Annotated in this window: 21 protein-coding genes; 9 read left to right on the top strand and 12 right to left on the bottom strand. The window is 61.4% G+C overall.

Annotation, left to right across the window (positions count from 1 at the left end; all coding sequences use genetic code 11):
- Positions 1–34: 34 nt before the first annotated feature.
- The 7 genes from I2H36_RS16425 to I2H36_RS16395 all read right to left on the bottom strand — a co-directional run bounded on the left by I2H36_RS16425 (position 35) and on the right by I2H36_RS16395 (position 7,262).
- On the bottom strand, positions 35–1,255 hold the full coding sequence (locus I2H36_RS16425; protein WP_196264985.1) for a VWA domain-containing protein: 1,221 nt from the start codon (positions 1,253–1,255) through the stop codon (positions 35–37).
- Positions 1,252–2,166: an AAA family ATPase gene (locus I2H36_RS16420; protein ID WP_196264984.1), complete on the bottom strand. Its 915-nt coding sequence runs from the start codon at positions 2,164–2,166 to the stop codon at positions 1,252–1,254. Before I2H36_RS16420 ends, I2H36_RS16425 begins: the two co-directional genes overlap by 4 nt.
- Positions 2,167–2,243: 77 nt before the next feature.
- Positions 2,244–3,050 carry an FAD binding domain-containing protein gene (locus tag I2H36_RS16415; RefSeq protein WP_196264983.1) on the bottom strand — a complete coding sequence of 269 codons (807 nt, stop codon included), beginning with the start codon at positions 3,048–3,050 and terminating at the stop codon, positions 2,244–2,246.
- A 12-nt stretch (positions 3,051–3,062) separates the two neighbouring features.
- The gene (locus I2H36_RS16410; RefSeq protein WP_196264982.1) at positions 3,063–5,426 is read right to left on the bottom strand and encodes a xanthine dehydrogenase family protein molybdopterin-binding subunit; all 2,364 of its coding nucleotides are present in this window, start codon (positions 5,424–5,426) and stop codon (positions 3,063–3,065) included.
- A gap of 139 nt (positions 5,427–5,565) precedes the next feature.
- Positions 5,566–6,060: a (2Fe-2S)-binding protein gene (locus I2H36_RS16405; RefSeq protein ID WP_196264981.1), complete on the bottom strand. Its 495-nt coding sequence runs from the start codon at positions 6,058–6,060 to the stop codon at positions 5,566–5,568.
- A gap of 176 nt (positions 6,061–6,236) precedes the next feature.
- Entirely contained in the window at positions 6,237–6,698 is a 462-nt protein-coding gene (locus I2H36_RS16400) for an SRPBCC family protein (RefSeq protein ID WP_196264980.1), read from the bottom strand.
- Between the two features lie 102 nt (positions 6,699–6,800).
- Positions 6,801–7,262 carry an iron-sulfur cluster assembly scaffold protein gene (locus I2H36_RS16395; protein ID WP_196264979.1) on the bottom strand — a complete coding sequence of 154 codons (462 nt, stop codon included), beginning with the start codon at positions 7,260–7,262 and terminating at the stop codon, positions 6,801–6,803.
- 166 nt (positions 7,263–7,428) lie between these two features.
- On the opposite strand from I2H36_RS16395, the gene I2H36_RS16390 reads away from it, so the two are divergent.
- The 4 genes from I2H36_RS16390 to I2H36_RS16375 are packed head-to-tail and all read left to right on the top strand — an operon-like array spanning position 7,429 to position 10,050.
- Entirely contained in the window at positions 7,429–7,752 is a 324-nt protein-coding gene (locus I2H36_RS16390; protein WP_196264978.1) for an XdhC family protein, read from the top strand.
- Between the two features lie 5 nt (positions 7,753–7,757).
- Entirely contained in the window at positions 7,758–8,450 is a 693-nt protein-coding gene (locus tag I2H36_RS16385; protein WP_196264977.1) for an XdhC family protein, read from the top strand.
- The gene (locus I2H36_RS16380; protein WP_196264976.1) at positions 8,447–9,466 is read left to right on the top strand and encodes a molybdopterin-binding protein; all 1,020 of its coding nucleotides are present in this window, start codon (positions 8,447–8,449) and stop codon (positions 9,464–9,466) included. The genes I2H36_RS16385 and I2H36_RS16380 overlap by 4 nt, the downstream gene beginning before the upstream one ends.
- Positions 9,463–10,050: a nucleotidyltransferase family protein gene (locus I2H36_RS16375; RefSeq protein ID WP_196264975.1), complete on the top strand. Its 588-nt coding sequence runs from the start codon at positions 9,463–9,465 to the stop codon at positions 10,048–10,050. The genes I2H36_RS16380 and I2H36_RS16375 overlap by 4 nt, the downstream gene beginning before the upstream one ends.
- 25 nt (positions 10,051–10,075) lie before the next feature.
- On the opposite strand, the gene I2H36_RS16370 is transcribed toward I2H36_RS16375, so the two are convergent.
- Complete coding sequence (locus tag I2H36_RS16370) at positions 10,076–10,378, bottom strand: hypothetical protein (RefSeq protein ID WP_196264974.1); 303 nt, start codon at positions 10,376–10,378, stop codon at positions 10,076–10,078.
- Between the two features lie 194 nt (positions 10,379–10,572).
- Here I2H36_RS16370 and I2H36_RS16365 point away from each other — a divergent pair, with 194 nt between their 5' ends.
- Positions 10,573–10,794 (top strand): DUF6894 family protein, encoded by a 222-nt coding sequence (locus I2H36_RS16365; protein ID WP_196264973.1) that lies wholly within the window; start codon positions 10,573–10,575, stop codon positions 10,792–10,794.
- 55 nt (positions 10,795–10,849) lie between these two features.
- Here the strand turns inward: I2H36_RS16365 and I2H36_RS16360 are convergent, their stop codons facing one another.
- The 4 genes from I2H36_RS16360 to I2H36_RS16345 all read right to left on the bottom strand — a co-directional run bounded on the left by I2H36_RS16360 (position 10,850) and on the right by I2H36_RS16345 (position 13,425).
- Positions 10,850–11,107: a hypothetical protein gene (locus I2H36_RS16360; RefSeq protein ID WP_036352564.1), complete on the bottom strand. Its 258-nt coding sequence runs from the start codon at positions 11,105–11,107 to the stop codon at positions 10,850–10,852.
- A gap of 95 nt (positions 11,108–11,202) precedes the next feature.
- Entirely contained in the window at positions 11,203–11,829 is a 627-nt protein-coding gene (locus I2H36_RS16355; RefSeq protein ID WP_196264972.1) for a 2-dehydro-3-deoxy-6-phosphogalactonate aldolase, read from the bottom strand.
- A gap of 92 nt (positions 11,830–11,921) precedes the next feature.
- A complete protein-coding gene (locus tag I2H36_RS16350) occupies positions 11,922–12,197 on the bottom strand; it encodes a hypothetical protein (protein ID WP_196264971.1) in 276 nt (91 codons plus the stop codon).
- A gap of 235 nt (positions 12,198–12,432) precedes the next feature.
- Positions 12,433–13,425 (bottom strand): heparan-alpha-glucosaminide N-acetyltransferase, encoded by a 993-nt coding sequence (locus I2H36_RS16345; RefSeq protein ID WP_196264970.1) that lies wholly within the window; start codon positions 13,423–13,425, stop codon positions 12,433–12,435.
- A 46-nt stretch (positions 13,426–13,471) separates the two neighbouring features.
- On the opposite strand from I2H36_RS16345, the gene I2H36_RS16340 reads away from it, so the two are divergent.
- The 4 genes from I2H36_RS16340 (at position 13,472) to I2H36_RS16325 (ending at position 15,879) form a co-directional block, all read left to right on the top strand.
- Entirely contained in the window at positions 13,472–14,227 is a 756-nt protein-coding gene (locus I2H36_RS16340; RefSeq protein WP_246718862.1) for an SIR2 family NAD-dependent protein deacylase, read from the top strand.
- A gap of 127 nt (positions 14,228–14,354) precedes the next feature.
- A complete protein-coding gene (locus I2H36_RS16335; protein WP_196264969.1) occupies positions 14,355–14,975 on the top strand; it encodes a cold-shock protein in 621 nt (206 codons plus the stop codon).
- On the top strand, positions 14,975–15,442 hold the full coding sequence (locus I2H36_RS16330; protein ID WP_196264968.1) for a DUF192 domain-containing protein: 468 nt from the start codon (positions 14,975–14,977) through the stop codon (positions 15,440–15,442). Before I2H36_RS16335 ends, I2H36_RS16330 begins: the two co-directional genes overlap by 1 nt.
- Before the next feature lie 17 nt (positions 15,443–15,459).
- Positions 15,460–15,879: a hypothetical protein gene (locus I2H36_RS16325; RefSeq protein ID WP_196264967.1), complete on the top strand. Its 420-nt coding sequence runs from the start codon at positions 15,460–15,462 to the stop codon at positions 15,877–15,879.
- The last annotated feature ends 518 nt before the right edge of the window (positions 15,880–16,397 follow it).

Genomic DNA, 16,397 nt, shown 5'->3' with positions numbered 1-16,397 from the left:
CGCTGTCGCAGGTTCGAGCCCTGGCGTCCGTGTCTCACGACGCCCGCAGCCACTGGCGCGGATTGTCTCGCACTGTTGGCTCGCCGGACAGGGCACGGCAGAGCTCCTGCATCGAAGCCAGACTGTGAATCGGTCGGAACTCATCCACATGGGGCAGCATTGCCCGGATGCCGGTCGCACGGGCCTCGAAAGCGTCGAAGCGCAGGAGCGGATTCAGCCAGATCAGGCGGCGGCATGAACGCTTGAGCCGGTCCATCTCGAAGGTGAGGTCTCGGGTCACCTCCCGCTCAAGCCCATCCGTGAACAGCAGCACGATCGCGCCCTGGCCGAGCACGCGTCGGGACCAATGGTGGTTGAAGTCATGAAGCGCATGGGCGATCCGCGTTCCGCCCTCCCAATCATGCACGCGTTTCGAGGCGCGGGTGAGCGCCTCATCAGGATCGCGGCTCATTAGCTCGCGGCTAATGTTGGTCAGCCGCGTCGCGAAGACGAAGGAATTAACCTTCCGCCTTTTCTCGGCAATGGCGTGCAGGAAATGCAGGAAGAGCCGCGAATACTCAGCCATGGAGCCAGAGATGTCCATGAGCGCCACCACCGGCGCATGACGGACGGCCGGAGAGCGATAGGCGAGGTCGATCACGGCTCCGCCGCCACGCAACGAGCGCCGGAACGTCCTGCGCGGATCGATCCGACGGCCTCGCGGATCGGACAGGAAGCGGCGCGTGGTCACTTCATCGGTAGGCAAGGACATCTCGGCGATCAGGCGCTTGGCTACGGCGATCTCGGCCGCCGACATCTGGGCGAAATCCTTCGCCTTCAGGACCTCGCGATCCGACACGGTGAGGCGGGCGGAGAGCTCGGTCTTCTCGACCGGCTCCGGCTTCTCCCGCCTAGGCGTAGCAAGCGCTTCTGCCACGCGCAGAGCGCCAGCCTGCGGCTTCTTCTCCTCTTTGGCTCCGCCGGGCGCAATCGGCGACATTTGGGCGATGAGCTTCTCGATCAAAGCGCGCCTTCGCCAAAAAATCCTGAACGCCTGATCGAACAGAATGCTGTGCTCATGCCGCTTCACGAACACCGAATGGAGCGTCCAGTAAAAATCCTCGCGGGTTCCGATCCGCGCCGCTTCGACTGCCGCAATGGCATCCAGAATCGCCCCGGGGCCGACCGGTAGACCGGCGATGCGCAAGGCGCGGGCGAAATAGGCGATGTTGTCTGCAAGACGACCTTCACCCTGACGGGTGGTCTCGCCGGTCACGCGGGTGCCCTCAATATGCTCTGAACCTGATCGAGCATGTCCTTAGCCCGGCTGCCCTGCATCTTCTGGATGTCGTCCTGGTATTTCAGCAGGACACCGAGGGTGTCGGAGACCAGCGCTGGATCGAGCGCCACCGCATCGAGCTCCACGAGGGCCGAGGCCCAGTCGAGGGTTTCGGCTACCCCCGGCGCCTTGAACAGATCCTCTTTCCGGATTGCCTGGACGAAGGCCACGATCTCCTGCGACAGGCGCTCGGCCGCCTGCGGAACACGGCTCGACAGGATCGCAAGCTCCCGCTCAGCATCCGGATAGTCAACCCAGTGATAGAGGCAGCGGCGCTTGAGCGCGTCGTGAATCTCGCGGGTACGGTTCGACGTGATGATCACGATGGGTGGGTGCTCCGCCTTGACGGTGCCGAGTTCCGGAATGGTGACCTGAAAGTCCGAGAGAACCTCCAGAAGAAAGGCCTCGAACGCCTCGTCGGTACGGTCGAGCTCGTCGATCAGGAGAACCGGGGCGCCGGCGGTGTCAGGTTCCAGCGCCTTCAGAAGCGGGCGCTTGACCAGATAGCGTTCCGAAAACAGGTCGCTTTCCAGCGTGTCACGATCCACCGCTCCGCCGGCTTCGGCCAGCCGGATGGCCATCATCTGCCCGGCATAGTTCCATTCATAGACCGCCGAGGCCACGTCGAGGCCCTCGTAGCACTGAAGGCGGATGAGGCGTCGTCCGAGTGCCGACGAGAGCACTTTCGCGATCTCCGTCTTGCCGACACCGGCTTCGCCTTCGAGGAAGAGCGGCCGTCCGAGCTTCAGCGCGAGAAAGAGCACCGTCCCGAGCGAACGGTCGGCCACATAGCCGGAACTCTCCAGAAGAGCCAGTGTGCTGTCAATGGAATCGGGTTGATTGGCCACGGACTGTGCTTCTCCCTGAGGACAAGATGCCCGGAGCGAGCCCGGGCATCAAGTCAACGTCAAGCAGGTGTGGCTGTTCAGCCCCGCGCGACCGCCGCCTGTACGGCGCGTCGTGCCATGACGCCCACGAGATGAGCCCGATAGGCGGCATCCGCATGGATGTCGCTGTTCATCTCGCTCTCCGCCACTGTGACACCTTCGAGAGCTTCAGCCGCGAAGTTCCCGCTCAGCGCCCGCTCCATATCAGTTACCCGGAACACCCCGCTCGAACCCGCTCCCGTCACGGCCACGCGTACGCCACTCGCATGTTTGGCCACGAATACGCCGACGAGGGCATAGCGCGACGCCGGATTACGGAATTTGGTATAGGCTGCCTGCGAGGGGACCTTGAACGAGACCTGGGTGATGATCTCGCCTTCCTCCAAAGCGGTCGTGAAGATGCCCTGGAAGAAGTCATCCGCGGCGATCTTGCGCTGGTTGGTGATGATGGTCGCGTTGAGGGCGAGACAGGCGGCCGGATAATCCGCCGACGGATCGTTGTTGGCGATGGAGCCGCCGATGGTGCCGCGATTGCGCACATGCGGATCGCCGATGAGTTCGGCCATTTCGGCAAGTGCCGGAATGGCCTCCTTTACCTCGGCCGAATTGGCGACCTCCGCGTGCTTCATCATGGCCCCGATGGTGACCGTGTCACCGGAGCGTTCGATGCCGCGAAGTTCCGCAATCTGCCCGAGATCGATCAGGTTGGCCGGACCTGCGAGCCGCAGCTTCATGGTCGGCAGAAGCGTGTGGCCGCCGGCAAGGAACTTGATGTCCTCGGCTTTGCCGGCGAGGCCTGCGGCCTCCTTGACGCTCGTCGGGCGGTGATATTCGAAAGCGTACATTCCCGTCCTCCCTTATTCCGCCGCCATCGGCATGCGCGCCTTCTGGGCCGCCCGCCACACCGCTTGGGGTGTTGCCGGCATGGCGATGTCCTCATGTCCCAGGGCGTCGGTGATCGCGTTGATGACTGCCGGCGGAGCTGCGATGGCTCCCGCCTCGCCGCAGCCCTTGATCCCGAGTGGATTCGAAGGGCAGGGGGTTGTTGTCATTCCGACCTGGAAGGACGGCAGGTCGATGGCCCGCGGCATGCAGTAATCGTTGAAGCTGGCTGTGATGAGCTGGCCGCTCTGGTCGTAGACGGCGCCTTCAAGAAGCGCCTGACCGACGCCCTGCGCGATGCCGCCATGCACCTGGCCTTCGACGATCATCGGGTTGATGATCACCCCGAAATCGTCCACCGCCGTCCAGCGCTCGATCTTGGTCACGCCTGTATCCGGGTCGATCTCCACCTCGCAGATATGGACGCCGGCCGGGAAGGTGAAGTTGGTGGGATCGTAGAACGCTCCCTCCTTCAAACCGGGCTCAAGGTCCTGGCCCGAGAACTTGTGGGCGATATAGGCCTGAAGGGCGATCTCGCCGAAGGCCATGGAACGGTCGGTGCCGGCCACGCCGAAGCGCCCGTCCTTGAACTCGATGTCGCCTTCGGACGCTTCAAACACATGGGCCGCCACCTTCTTGCCCTTGGCGATCACCTTATCGACGGCTTTCGCGATGGCCGACATGCCGACCGCACCGGAGCGCGAGCCGTAGGTGCCCATGCCGAACTGCACCTTGTCGGTGTCGCCGTGGACGATGCTGACCTGATCTATGGAGATACCGAGCCGGTCGGAGACGAGTTGGGCGAAGGTGGTTTCATGGCCCTGGCCGTGGCTGTGCGAGCCGGTGAGCACTTCGACGGAGCCGGTCGGGTTGACGCGCACTTCGGCGGATTCCCACAAGCCCACACCGGCACCCAACGAGCCTACTGCCTGCGAGGGAGCGATGCCGCAGGCCTCGATATAACTCGAGAAGCCGATGCCCCGCAGCTTGCCGCGGCGGGCGCTCTCCTGCTTGCGGCTATCGAAGTTCTTGTAATCGGAAATCTCCAGCGCCTTGTCGAGCGAGGCGGCATAATCGCCCGTGTCGTAGGTCATGATGACCGGGGTCGCATGCGGGAACTGCGTGATGTAGTTCTTGCGACGGAACTCGGCCGGGTTCTGGCCCAGCTCTCGTGCGGTCTTCTCGACGAGCCGCTCGACCACGAAGGTGGCCTCGGGTCGTCCTGCGCCGCGATAAGCATCGACCGGCGCCGTATTGGTATAGACCCCGTCGACCTCGCAGTAGATCGCCGGAATGTCGTACTGGCCCGACAGGAGCGGGGCGTAGAGATAGGTCGGGACGGACGAGGAGAAGGTGGAGAGATAGGCGCCGAGATTGGCCGTGGTGTGCACCCTCAGGCCAATGATCTTGCCGTTCTCGTCGGTCGCCATCTCCGCATGGGTGACGTGGTCGCGGCCATGCGCGTCGGACAGGAAAGCTTCCGAGCGATCCGACGTCCACTTGACCGGCCGCTTGACCTTCTTGGCCGCCCAAACGCAGACCGTCTCCTCCGCATAGATGAAGATCTTGGATCCGAACCCGCCGCCCACATCCGGCGCTATAACGCGCAGCTTATGCTCGGGGGCGACGCCGATGAAGGCCGAGAGCACGAGGCGGGCTACGTGCGGGTTCTGGCTCGTCGTGTAGAGCGTGTAGTTGTCGGTTCCGAAATCGTATTCACCAACCGCCGCGCGCGGTTCGATGGGGTTCGGCACCAGGCGGTTATTGACGAGGTCGATCTTGGTGACGTGCTTCGCCCGTGCGAAGGCCGCTTCCGTCTCGTCCTTGTTGCCGAGATGCCAGTTGAACACGGTGTTGTCGGCCGAGACCTCATGCACCTGGACCGGTGTCTTTGTGGCCTGGGCCGTCTCGACCACGGCCGGGAGCACGTCATAGTCGACCACGATGGCTTCCGCCGCGTCCTTGGCTTGGGCGAGCGTCTCGGCGATGACAACCGCCACGTGGTCGCCTACATACCGCACCTTGCCCTGGGCAAGCGCCGGGTGAGGCCCAGCCTTCATCGGGCTGCCGTCCTTGGAATGGATCATCCAGCCGCAGATGAGCCCGCCGATCTTATCGGCCGCAAGGTCGTCGCCTGTGAAGACGGCGATCACGCCTGGCATGATCGTGGCTGGTCCCGTGTCAATGGACCGGATGGCAGCATGAGCATGCGGCGAGCGCAGAAAATAGGCGTGGGCCTGGCCAGGCCGGTTGAAGTCGTCGACGTAGCGTCCCTGGCCGGTGACGAAACGCTGATCCTCTTTCCGGCGGACGGGTGCGCCGATCCCTGTTTCAGTCATGAAATCCTCCCTGGTCTTCCTTTGCCCTCACCGGGATGCGAAGCGGAAACCGCGAAGAAGGCTATGAGTGACGTGCCTGCTTCGAGACTCACCTGCAGCTTTCTCCTGTTCGAGCCGCACCGTCGACGAGCGTTTCGCCTTATTCGGCTGCCTGCTGCAGAGGCGTCTGGGCCATGCCCTGAGCACCGGCGGCAACAGCCTTGACGATGTTGTGATAGCCCGTGCAGCGGCACAGATTGCCTTCGAGCTCGGCCCGAATGGTCTGCTCGTCGAGGGTATTACCCTTGCGATTCACGATATCGATGGCGGACATGATCATGCCGGGCGTGCAGTACCCGCATTGGAGTCCGTGATGCTCACGGAAGGCCGCCTGCATCGGGTGCAGCTCGCCGCCTTGGGAAATGCCCTCGATGGTGGTGATCACGCTGGCATTGGCCTGAACGGCGAGGGTGGTGCAGGACTTTACGGCCTGCCCATTCAGGTGAACGACGCAGGCGCCGCACTGGCTGGTGTCGCAGCCTACGTGGGTTCCGGTGAGTCTGAGATTGTCGCGCAGGAATTGAACGAGCAGGGTGCGGGGATCGACGTCTGCGGTAACGGATTGACCGTTCACCGTCAGGGAGACGGTTGTCATGCGTGGCTTCCTCCTCAAACGCCGGGAGTCAGGCCAACCTTCAGGTGGTCTCAGACACCGGCAGGTATTGTTGTTGGACGACCGCACGGATGCGATCCATCAAGGTCGAGTGTGGCCCGCCCAATCCGAGCGGTCAAGCATTGGAATAATTCAAAGGACGGCGCATGAGGGTCCGGTCAGGCGACCGTCTCGGCAGGCGAGAGGATCTTGGCGAAATTCGCGAAGAACTCGTCGGCATATTTCTTCGCGACGCCGTTGATGAGGCGCCCGCCGAGCTGAGCGATCTTGCCGCCGACATTGGCCTCGACGTCATAAATCAGCTTGGTACCGCCCTCGACATCCTCGAGCCGTACCTTCGCCCCGCCCTTGGCCCAACCGGCAACGCCGCCCTGTCCCTCACCGCTGATCGTGTAGCCGTTGGGCGGGTCGAGATCGGTGAGATTCACCCCGCCCTTGAAGGTTGCCTTGACGGGCCCGACCGAAATCTTCGCGGTCGCCTGGAACTCCGTGTCGCTGATCTTCTCCAGTTCCTGGCATCCGGGAATAGCTGCTTTCAGGATCTCCGGATTGTTGAGAGCCGCCCACACGGTCGCCCGGTCGGCCGGAAGTGCGACTTCGCCCTGCATCGTCATCGCCATGCTGCGTTCTCCTCCTGACAACAGCCCAACAGCAGAGTAAGGGCAAATCAGGCGGTGCGTCACCTGCCAAGCGTTGCTGCAATGCACGCAAGAGCCAAGTGTTCAACTGTCTGAACTTGTGACGGCCTGAGCTCTGGCTGCAGCCTCGGCCTGAGCAAGTGCATCGACAACTGCGTCGAAGGTAAGGAGAATGGAAGCGTGGCGGGCTTTCAGGTCCCGGGCAGGTTCCAGAAGCGCCAAGTCGGCCCACTTGCCGGGAGGAGGAGACCCGCCGGACTTCAGCATGCGATGCATGATCTCCCGGAGCGCCCGGAGCTCCTCGGCTGACGAGCCGACCACATGCCGTCCCATGATCGACGAGGAGGCCTGACCCAAGGCACAGGCCTTTACCTCATGAGCGAAGGCGCTGACCACATCGCCGTCGAGCTTCAGATAAACCGTTACCGTCGAGCCGCAAAGTTTCGAATGGGCTTTTTCGCTCGCATGCGCATCGGGCAGGGTGCCCTGAAGCGGGATGTCGGCCGCAAGCTCCAGGATGCGGCGGCTGTAGATATCATTCAGCATCCTGCGGGCGGTCCATCCGACGAAGGTGCTTGTTCCGCATAGATCAGACTCTCCAACGCTAGGCCTGTCAATGCCTCGACGTCCTGGCGCTTCGCATGCCGGTTGCCGTTCAAGGGGTGGTGGTGGCAGTATCGATCAGCGTTATGCGCCTTTGCCGGGAAATCTCATGCTCTCCACCGACACAGATATCCTCAAGACAGCAGAAGGCTGGAGACGGGAGGGCAGGGGTGTCGCAATTGCGACGGTGGTCGAGACATGGGGATCGGCGCCCCGGCCGGTCGGCAGCCACCTGGTGATCGACGGCGACACTAACTTCCTCGGATCCGTCTCCGGTGGGTGCGTGGAAGGGGCCGTGATCACCGAGGCCCTCGACGTGATCGCCGACGGAAAGCCCCGCATGATCGAGTTTGGTGTCGCCGACGAGACAGCCTGGCAGGTGGGACTGTCGTGTGGCGGGCGAATCCGGGTCTATGTCGAGAGGGTGGACTAGACGGCATGCGCCTGAGTCTCCTTTCAGATCTCAACAAGGAGCGCGCCGCCCGGCGGGCTGCCGTGCTCGTGACCGACGTCGCGTCGGGCGACCAGCGCCTCATTCGAGAGGCGGAGGTTGACGGCGACCTTTTGGCCGAGGACCTGGGGGATGCTTTGCGTCGGGGCAAGAGCGGGCTGGTCGAACGGAATGGCCGCCAGTTCTTTCTGACCGTGCAGACGCCGCCGGTGCGGGTGGTGGTCATTGGGGCTGTTCATATCAGTCAGGCGCTGGCGCCGATCGCCATGGGCCTCGACCTCGACGTCACGATCATCGACCCGCGTACGGCTTTCGCGGCGTCCGAGCGTTTTCCCGAGGTTTCGGTGCTCGCGGAGTGGCCCGATACAGTTCTGCCGGAGATCGGTATTGACCGGTATACGGCTGTCGCGGCTCTCACCCACGATCCGAAGATCGACGACCCCGCGCTCATTGCTGCTCTGCGGTCGGAGTGCTTCTACATCGGCGCGCTCGGCTCGCGCAAAACCCATGAACGCCGCATCCAACGCCTGACTGAGGCGGGCTTTGCGGAGGCTGATCTCTTGCGGATTCATGCGCCCATCGGCCTTGATATCGGGGCCGTTTCGCCTGCGGAGATCGCAGTCTCCATTCTGGCTGAGATCGTTGCAAGCCTGCGCAAGGACCAGAGGCGCTCGGCGTGAAGTTCGGGCAGGTTCGAGTCGAGGAAGCGATCGGGGCCCTGGCGGCCCATAGCGTCCGGGCCGATGAGATGGTGGTGAAGAAGGGAACCGTCATCACGGCGGACATTGCTATGCGCCTGATGCAGGCTGGGGTCGAGACCCTCATTGCAGCACGGTTCGAGCCCGGCGATATTGCCGAGGACGAGGCCGCCTCCCGGCTGGCTCATACCCTTGCAGGCAATAAGGTTGCTGTCGAGGCGCCTTTCACTGGACGATCTAATCTCTACGCCGAAGCCGCGGGCGTTCTCGTCATCGATGTCGAGGCAATCCACGGTCTCAATGCCGTCGACGAAGCCATGACGGTCGCTACCCTGCCGGCCTACAAGCCTGTCGTCTCCGGAGAGATGGTCGGCACAGTCAAGATCATTCCCTATGCCATCCCGGATGCCTTGCTGCAGAGTGGGATTGATAGAGCAGGCAAGGGAGCCCTGTGGATCGCCCCTTACGCACGCCGCTCCGTTGGCGTCGTTTCCACTCTACTTCCAGGCCTCAAGCCGAGCGTGATCGACAAGACCCTTGCGGTGCTCCGGCGACGGTTGGAGCCGGCGCATGCGCGGGTCGTGCAGGAGAGCCGGGTTCCGCATGAAGCCGGCATCCTGGCTGAGGAGTTGGCGGCTCAGGCAAGTGGCGATGCTGAACTCATCATCGTCTTCGGAGCATCCGCCATTGCCGACCGCCGCGACGTCATTCCATCGGCCATCGAGATGGCCGGCGGACAGGTGGAGCATTTCGGGATGCCGGTCGATCCGGGAAACCTTCTTCTTGTGGGCTCCATTGCCGGCAAGCCCGTGATTGGCGCCCCCGGCTGCGCCCGCTCCTCGAAGGAGAACGGCTTCGACTGGATTCTTCATCGGCTTCTGGCGGACGTGCCCGTGACCCGGGCTGACATCATGTCCTTGGGGGTCGGCGGGCTTCTCATGGAGATCGTCTCACGGCCTCAGCCGCGCGAGGGCGGCGAGAGCGAGGGTGAGGAATGAGCGACGTCGCAGCGATACTGCTGGCGGCCGGTCGCGGCACCCGTTTCGGCGAAGAGCCGAAGCTGTTGGCTCAAGTCGGTGGAAAAGCCCTGGTTCGCCATGCTGCGGAGGCTGCCGTCCACTCCTTGGCCAACCCGGTAATCGTGGTGACAGGCCATCGCGCTGACGCTGTTGAGGAAGAACTGAATGGGCTGCCGATTCAGGTCGTTCACAATCCCCTGTTCGCGGATGGTCTCTCGACGTCTCTGAAAAGAGGATTCTCCGCATTACCGGAAGAGACGCGAGCCGCAATCATTCTCCTGGGAGATATGCCGCTCGTGGGCTCTGACCTCATCAATGCCGTTGTGGCCGGCTGGCATGAGAGCGGAGGGCCGGCTGCCTTGGTGCCCACCCTGAGCGGCAGGCGCGGCAACCCGGTCGTGATTTCGCGTGGTCTTCAGGCTGTAATCGAAGGCCTCTCCGGCGACGTTGGCGCAGGATCTGTTCTTCGCGGAAGACCGGACGTTGTGGAATGGCCGACTGCGGACAATGCCGTTGTCCAGGATATCGACACCAAAGAGGATTTCAGTAAGCTCCGGCCCTAGGGCATTGCCCGAAGCAAGCGATCCATCACACGGGATTGCCTTTGACCTTGATCACCATCTCCCAGCTGTCACCGGCAGCGATCATGCAGGCTTTTCCGTCAGGCATGGTCATGACCATCGTCCAGGAGCCGTTGGAGGATGCGAAGACTTCCAGGATCTGACCGGGCTGGGACAGACCCATGCCTACAGGATCTTCCTTGTAATGATCGGCCAGCAGCTTGACGAGATGTTCGCGGGGGCCGCAGACCGACTGGGCGCTGGCCGGAGATGCGGCAATCGCCGTCAGGGCGGCCAAGGCCCCGAGCGGGGCAAGGGAGGAGCGGATCATGACGTTTTCCTATACGGTTGACCCGCACTGACCCTTGGCGTGCGGATCAACGCGCCATTACGGAAAAAGCTCCACCGTTCGGACGCGGGCTGTTGTCCGGCACAGGAATGTGTATAGGAGGCGGAAGCGCTCGGTTGAACCTGCCGCCGGCAAAGGCGTTTTTCCCCGCCACAGATCAGAATGAAGCTAAAAACATGCCCCGCTATTTCTTCAACATCCGGGACGGCTACGAGGTTGATGAGGACGAGGAGGGCATCGAGCTTCCCGATCTCGAAGCGGCTAAGGCCGAAGCTCTGGCAACCGTCGAGGAGCTTCGCGACGAACTCGCCGACGCGGGCAATATCGAGCTCGAGATCACCGACGAGACGGGGCGGCGCCTTCTGACGGTTCCGTTCTTTCGTAGCGGGCGCCGATAATAAGAAAGGCCCGGCGAGAGATGCCGGGCCTGGCTGGAAAACCTGCGGAAGCGGTTTAGCACTCGACCTTCTTCTTGGTGGTCGTATCGCCGAACTCGTCGGTCTTCTGCTTGGTCTCAGAGGTGCAGCCGACGCTACCGGTCGTGGAGGTCGTCACCGACGTCGAGGACGTGGTGCTGGGCTCCGTGGAGCGCTCAATCGTGGTCTTGCTGCCCAGAAGGCCTTCCTCTTTCTTGATGGTGGTCGTGGTATCCTGAGCGAATGCAGCCGTGCTCAGGAGCGAAGCTGCAAGAATCAAAGCCGTCTTCTTCATGGTCAAACTCCAACAAAGGGGCATCTCTTCCTGAGAACGGCTTTCGCCCTCGGGGGTTCCTGCCCAGGTGTTTCAGCTTGACGTTCTTGAGAGGCTCAAGGGGTGCGGAGGGCCTGCCAGGCGGCGGCAAAATCGCGAGCCTTCCGGCCAATCTCCTCCACCGACATAGTCGGCGTGAACAGCGCCGAGCCCAGGCCGAACCCATTGGCCCCAGCATCCACATAGGGTTTCATGTTGTCGGGCTTGATGCCGCCGACGGGCACAACAATGGCATCCTTCGGCAGAACGGCCCGCCAGGCTTTCACGACAGCGGGCGGGACGGCTTCGGCAGGAAAGATCTTGATGCCGTCGGCTCCGGCTTTGAGCGCTGCGAAGGCCTCGGTCGGCGTCGCGACGCCCGGCGTGCAGATGAGGTCCTGCTCCTTGGCCCGCCTGATGACGTCAAGATCCGCATGAGGCATGACAATCAGCTTGCCACCCACATCGCGGATCCCATTCACCTGTTCAGGGTCGAGAACCGTGCCGGCGCCGACGAGGACGCTCCGTGGCATGGTCTTGGCCAGGATCTCGATGCTGCGGAACGGCTCCGGCGAATTGAGCGGAACTTCGATGATACGAAAGCCAGCCTCGACCAAGGCGTGACCGACGGGTTCCGCGTTTTCCGGCTTCAGGCCACGCAGGATCGCTATGAGAGGGAGTTCAGCCAGATAATCGCGCAGCACAGTTTTCCTCCCATGGGTGCAGCTGGGTTTAAGCACACCGGGTGTCAGCCGACCGCTACTAGTTGGACAGATGCAGAGCCGGTTTCAACCATTCAGGAGCTTGGAGCAAGAAATCGCGTCATGTACGCGACAGCGCTGTCAACCGTGTCCCGCCCATCGGTGCTGTGTTCGACGAACCAGTCCTCGAGCGCGATGCCGGGGTAGAGCTGTTCGATCCCTGCAAAGAACTGCATGAGTTTGAGGGAGTCGAAGGCAAGGGTGCGCGTCAGAGAGACATCTATGGCGATAGGTGTGGTCTTATTCCCGTCTATCATCTGGCAGAGCATAAGAACATGCTGAGCGACTTCTGCCTTCAACGAAAAAGTCACAGGATGGATCCTTGGTATATTCCGCTACGGAATCATGATGTCTATTCTTCATCCGATATCGAAACGATATAAATAATCAATCGGAATAGGAGCAAAAATAGGAGATTTATTGTGGAGTAGGCGACTTTTCGCCCGCGGATTCCGTAAATGAATGACGGGATAGCGTAAGATTAATGGTGCTGTCCTCCGGCCTAGCAAGGAGAGCGAGACATCCAGTTTGTGCTGTCAATGCCCTTTATGATGGCGGGCTCTGGCGCAGGCATTGCTGTGCGGCTCGTGAGATGCGTGTTTGGTCCTGGGCCGTCGTGGTATTGTCGAGCACCTTCTGCCAGAGGTCGCTCTGGCGAAGGGTTTCGACTGTGCAGGAGCAAAGATTCCTGCAAGTCTGGGGCTGCGCATTCTGCAGACAGGAGGCCTCGCATTGGATCATGAAGGGCTGTGCTTCTGCCATGCGGTTGGGGCCAACGATTTGCAGCACCCCGTAGAGAATGCTCAGAAGAATGATCTGGTGGGTCAGGTAGATCGGCAGGCTCTTCCGCCCGGCCCAGATCAGCAGTCTTGAGAACGGATCCCTGGAGCGCCAGCCGGCAAGGCTCATGGTTTTCTGGCTTGCCAGCAAAATCCTGCCTGCCGCCACGCCAGTCAGCACGAGGCCAAGCCAGGGAAAGATCGGCACGTAATCATTGGTGACCGGATTGGTCGAACCGAGTCCGAGCCAGTCGAGCCATGGAGCGTTAAGGGCTGGATCGGTGAGGATGTACGGCGCTCCAAGGCACAGGGCCGCGCAGGCCAGAATCAGGATCGGATGAAGCCTCAGGAAAGGCAGGGCCAGCACGCCCGAGACCGCAATGCAGTGAAGGATGCCGAAGAAGATATAGCTTTCCGGAAAGGCAAAGTACGTCGCTAGAGTCACCGCGAGAGCCGCACCACCCACCTTCATGAGACGCTTTAGGAAGCCCCAACTGTTAAAACCCTTTGCGTGAGCGAGGACGAGGCCAAAGCCCGAGAGCATCAGAAAGGAGCCTGCGATGCCACGCGCGAACCAGCGCCAGGCCGGAATTTGAAGGATATTGGTGTCGATGAGTTGCAGGAAACTCAGGTCCCAGCTGAAGTGGTAGACGATCATCGCCAGGATCGCGAGACCGCGGGCAACGTCGATGGCATCCCACCGCTGAACCGTAATCGTCTGAGACAGGAGGGGGCCGGCCTTCACGTCCGAATGTTTCATGAGCAGGGGCGTTCCTTCCTGATCGTCCGGTCTTACATGAACAGGCATGACTGAGAGTCTTACCGCTTCAATCGCCACATTGCTGGATATGCTTCAAGATGCCCGGATCGTGGCGGGCTTCACGGGAGCCGGGATTTCGACGGAGAGTGGCATTCCGGACTTCCGTTCACCGGGCTCTCCCTGGATGCGCAATAAGCCGATCCCGTTCCAGCTTTTTCTCCGGGATCCGAAGGCGCGTCGGGAGGCATGGCGACGCAAGTTCACCATGGACGATCTCTACCGCGGGGCTCGTCCGAGCGCCGGTCACGTCGGCTTTGCGTCGCTGGTCGCCTCGGGGAGAATGCCAGCCGTCATTACCCAAAACATCGATGGACTCCATCAGGAAGCTGGCTTGGCGGAGGATCAGGTCATCGAGTTGCACGGCAACGGCACCTTTGCCAAGTGCCTCTCCTGCGGCCGCCGTCATGAACTCGACTGGGTACGTTACCATTTCGAGAGAGACGACGATCCGCCTGAATGCATGGTCTGCGGCGGCATTCTCAAATCGGCAACCATCTCATTCGGGCAGGCTATGCCGGAAGAACCGATGCGGCGGGCACAGAGGCTCACGGCGGTCTGCGACCTTTTCCTGGTCGCAGGATCATCGCTGGTGGTCTTCCCCGCGGCTGCGTTTCCGGCCTTCGCCAAGGAGAACGGGGCGCGCCTCGTCATCGTCAATCGGGAGCCGACACCCCTCGATACGGCCGCCGATCTAACGATACATGCAGAAATAGGCGAAGTCTTTTCAAAATTTATTGCGTAACTTCAAGAACATGCAGGGTGCTGAAAATTTCATCGGTCGCTGAGGTGTGTTTCTGGCTTCCCCTGATTCAGGACGATGTTATCTTCTTTTTAAGAATCGGGTTCATGATTCGAGTTTGGGTTATTTCATGACTGGCGATTACGGCTCCAATTCTTTCAGTCTCCGAGAGGAGAATCCTTCCTTAGATCATGGGCGCCGCGAGGTTTCTCAGCCGGGCTCGGAGGAGGGCGCTCTCGATCTTGTCCAGGTCAGTGGTCGTATCAAATGGTTCGATGTGGCCAAGGGTTTCGGCTTCATCATTCCGGATAACGGCATGCCGGATGTCCTACTTCATGTAACCTGCCTGCGCCGAGACGGCTATCAGGCTGCCAATGAAGGAGCGAGGATCGTCGTCGAGGCCGTTCAGCGCCCCCGGGGTCTGCAGGCCTTCCGCATACTGTCCCTTGATGAGTCGACGGCGCTCCACCCATCCGAGCTTCCACTGCCCCGCACCCATGTCCAGGTGGTGCCGACCAGCGGCCTGGAACCCGCGGTTGTGAAGTGGTTCAACCGCCTGCGTGGCTTCGGTTTCCTCACCCAAGGCGAGGGCAAGCCGGACATCTTCGTCCACATGGAAACCCTGCGCCGCTACGGCATTGCCGAGCTGAAGCCCGGCGAGCGGGTCTTTGTGCGCTTCGGTGACGGCTCGAAGGGTCTCATGGCTGCCGAGGTTCGTCTGGCCGATATGGCCCTGCCGCACTCCCATTGATGAGACATTCCGTGCTGCAGCGTTTCCGGCCGGTTCTCCCGGCTCTCGGCTTCGTCGTCCTCTTGGCCGGTGCCGCCTACGCGCAAGCTCTTGAGGCCCTGGCGATTGCCACTCAGGGCGGACAGAAGCAATCCTTTAAGGTCGAGGTCGCCCGCAACGACGCGGACCGGGCGCAAGGGTTGATGTACCGGCGCTCCATGCCGGCTGACCAGGGCATGCTGTTCGACTTCGGGCGCGTCGAACCCGTGTCGATGTGGATGCAGAACACATATCTGTCGCTCGACATGCTGTTCATCCGGCCTGATGGCACCGTCGCCCGCATCGCTGCCAATACCGAGCCCCTGTCCACGCGCACCATCCCGTCCGGTGAGCCGGTTCTGGCGGTTCTCGAGCTGAACGCCGGCACGGCTGCCAAGTTGGGCATCAAGCCGGGCGACCGGGTGGAACACCCTCTCTTCAAGCGCTGAGACAGGCACGGGCAGGGATGTCCGGCAGAACCACAATCGTTATTACCGTCCTGGCTGGTTTGCTGCTGGCGAATGCCGCCGCCGCCCAGGTCGGTCCCCATGCGGTGATCAACGTCTCCCAGAGCCTCTTGCGCATCTACAATGCAAGGGATGCTGAAGCTTTTCGCGAGCTTCTAGCGCCATCCCTACAGGAGAAATACTCGCTGGAGGACCTGCAGCTGACCCTGGCGCACTGCCACGGCCTGACTCATGAGATCGAGCGTTTCAGTCTGCCGTCCTGGGGAGCGCGCCGCTACGGGTTCTTCGGAGTTTATGCAGAGAACTCGGTTCTCGAAATGGTGCTTGAGATCGATGAGAACGAGAAGATCATCCATTGGGTGATCACTGACAATGTGACAGCCAAAGACCATCAATGCTTACTCAGTAGACTGCCCTGACGTTTCGCCAAGAGGAGGGTGAGCTACAGCCTCGAACCACATGAGCGTTTTGGTGCAATCCTTTGGCTGGGGACAATCGTCCCTATCCCGCGTTGGCAGGGTAGTCCTGGACAAGCCTGGATAATTTTATGGACCGTCGAGATCGCAACAATGCGCTAACCGTCGCGGGCTTCGCCACAGGGGTTGTTGCCCTTGGAGCGCTGATCACCATTATGCTGGCTTTTGGGTGATATGCGCAAAAAGAAAGCGCCCATGGTTATGCATGGACGCTGAGTGTCCGGCCCGTAGGGGCAAAGAAGGCCGGTTCCTCCCTATGTGCTGCATGATCGTGTCATCATTGCGGCAAGGTGGGAATTCATGTGGCAAGACAACGATTTAGTGAGACATTATATCTCATATGAAAGTTCACCTATGAACGAAAATAGGTTGCTCAAGCGTAAACATTATCTTAGGGAGGGTTTTCCCGTAGGGGATTACGGGCCGGGAGGGTCGCGGACACTGTCAAGCAATGACAGGGC

This window comes from Microvirga terrestris (assembly GCF_015694425.1).
Classification (GTDB): domain Bacteria; phylum Pseudomonadota; class Alphaproteobacteria; order Rhizobiales; family Beijerinckiaceae; genus Microvirga; species Microvirga terrestris.
Note: the sequence above shows the minus strand (reverse complement) of the source record. Positions and strands in the feature narration are given on the sequence as shown.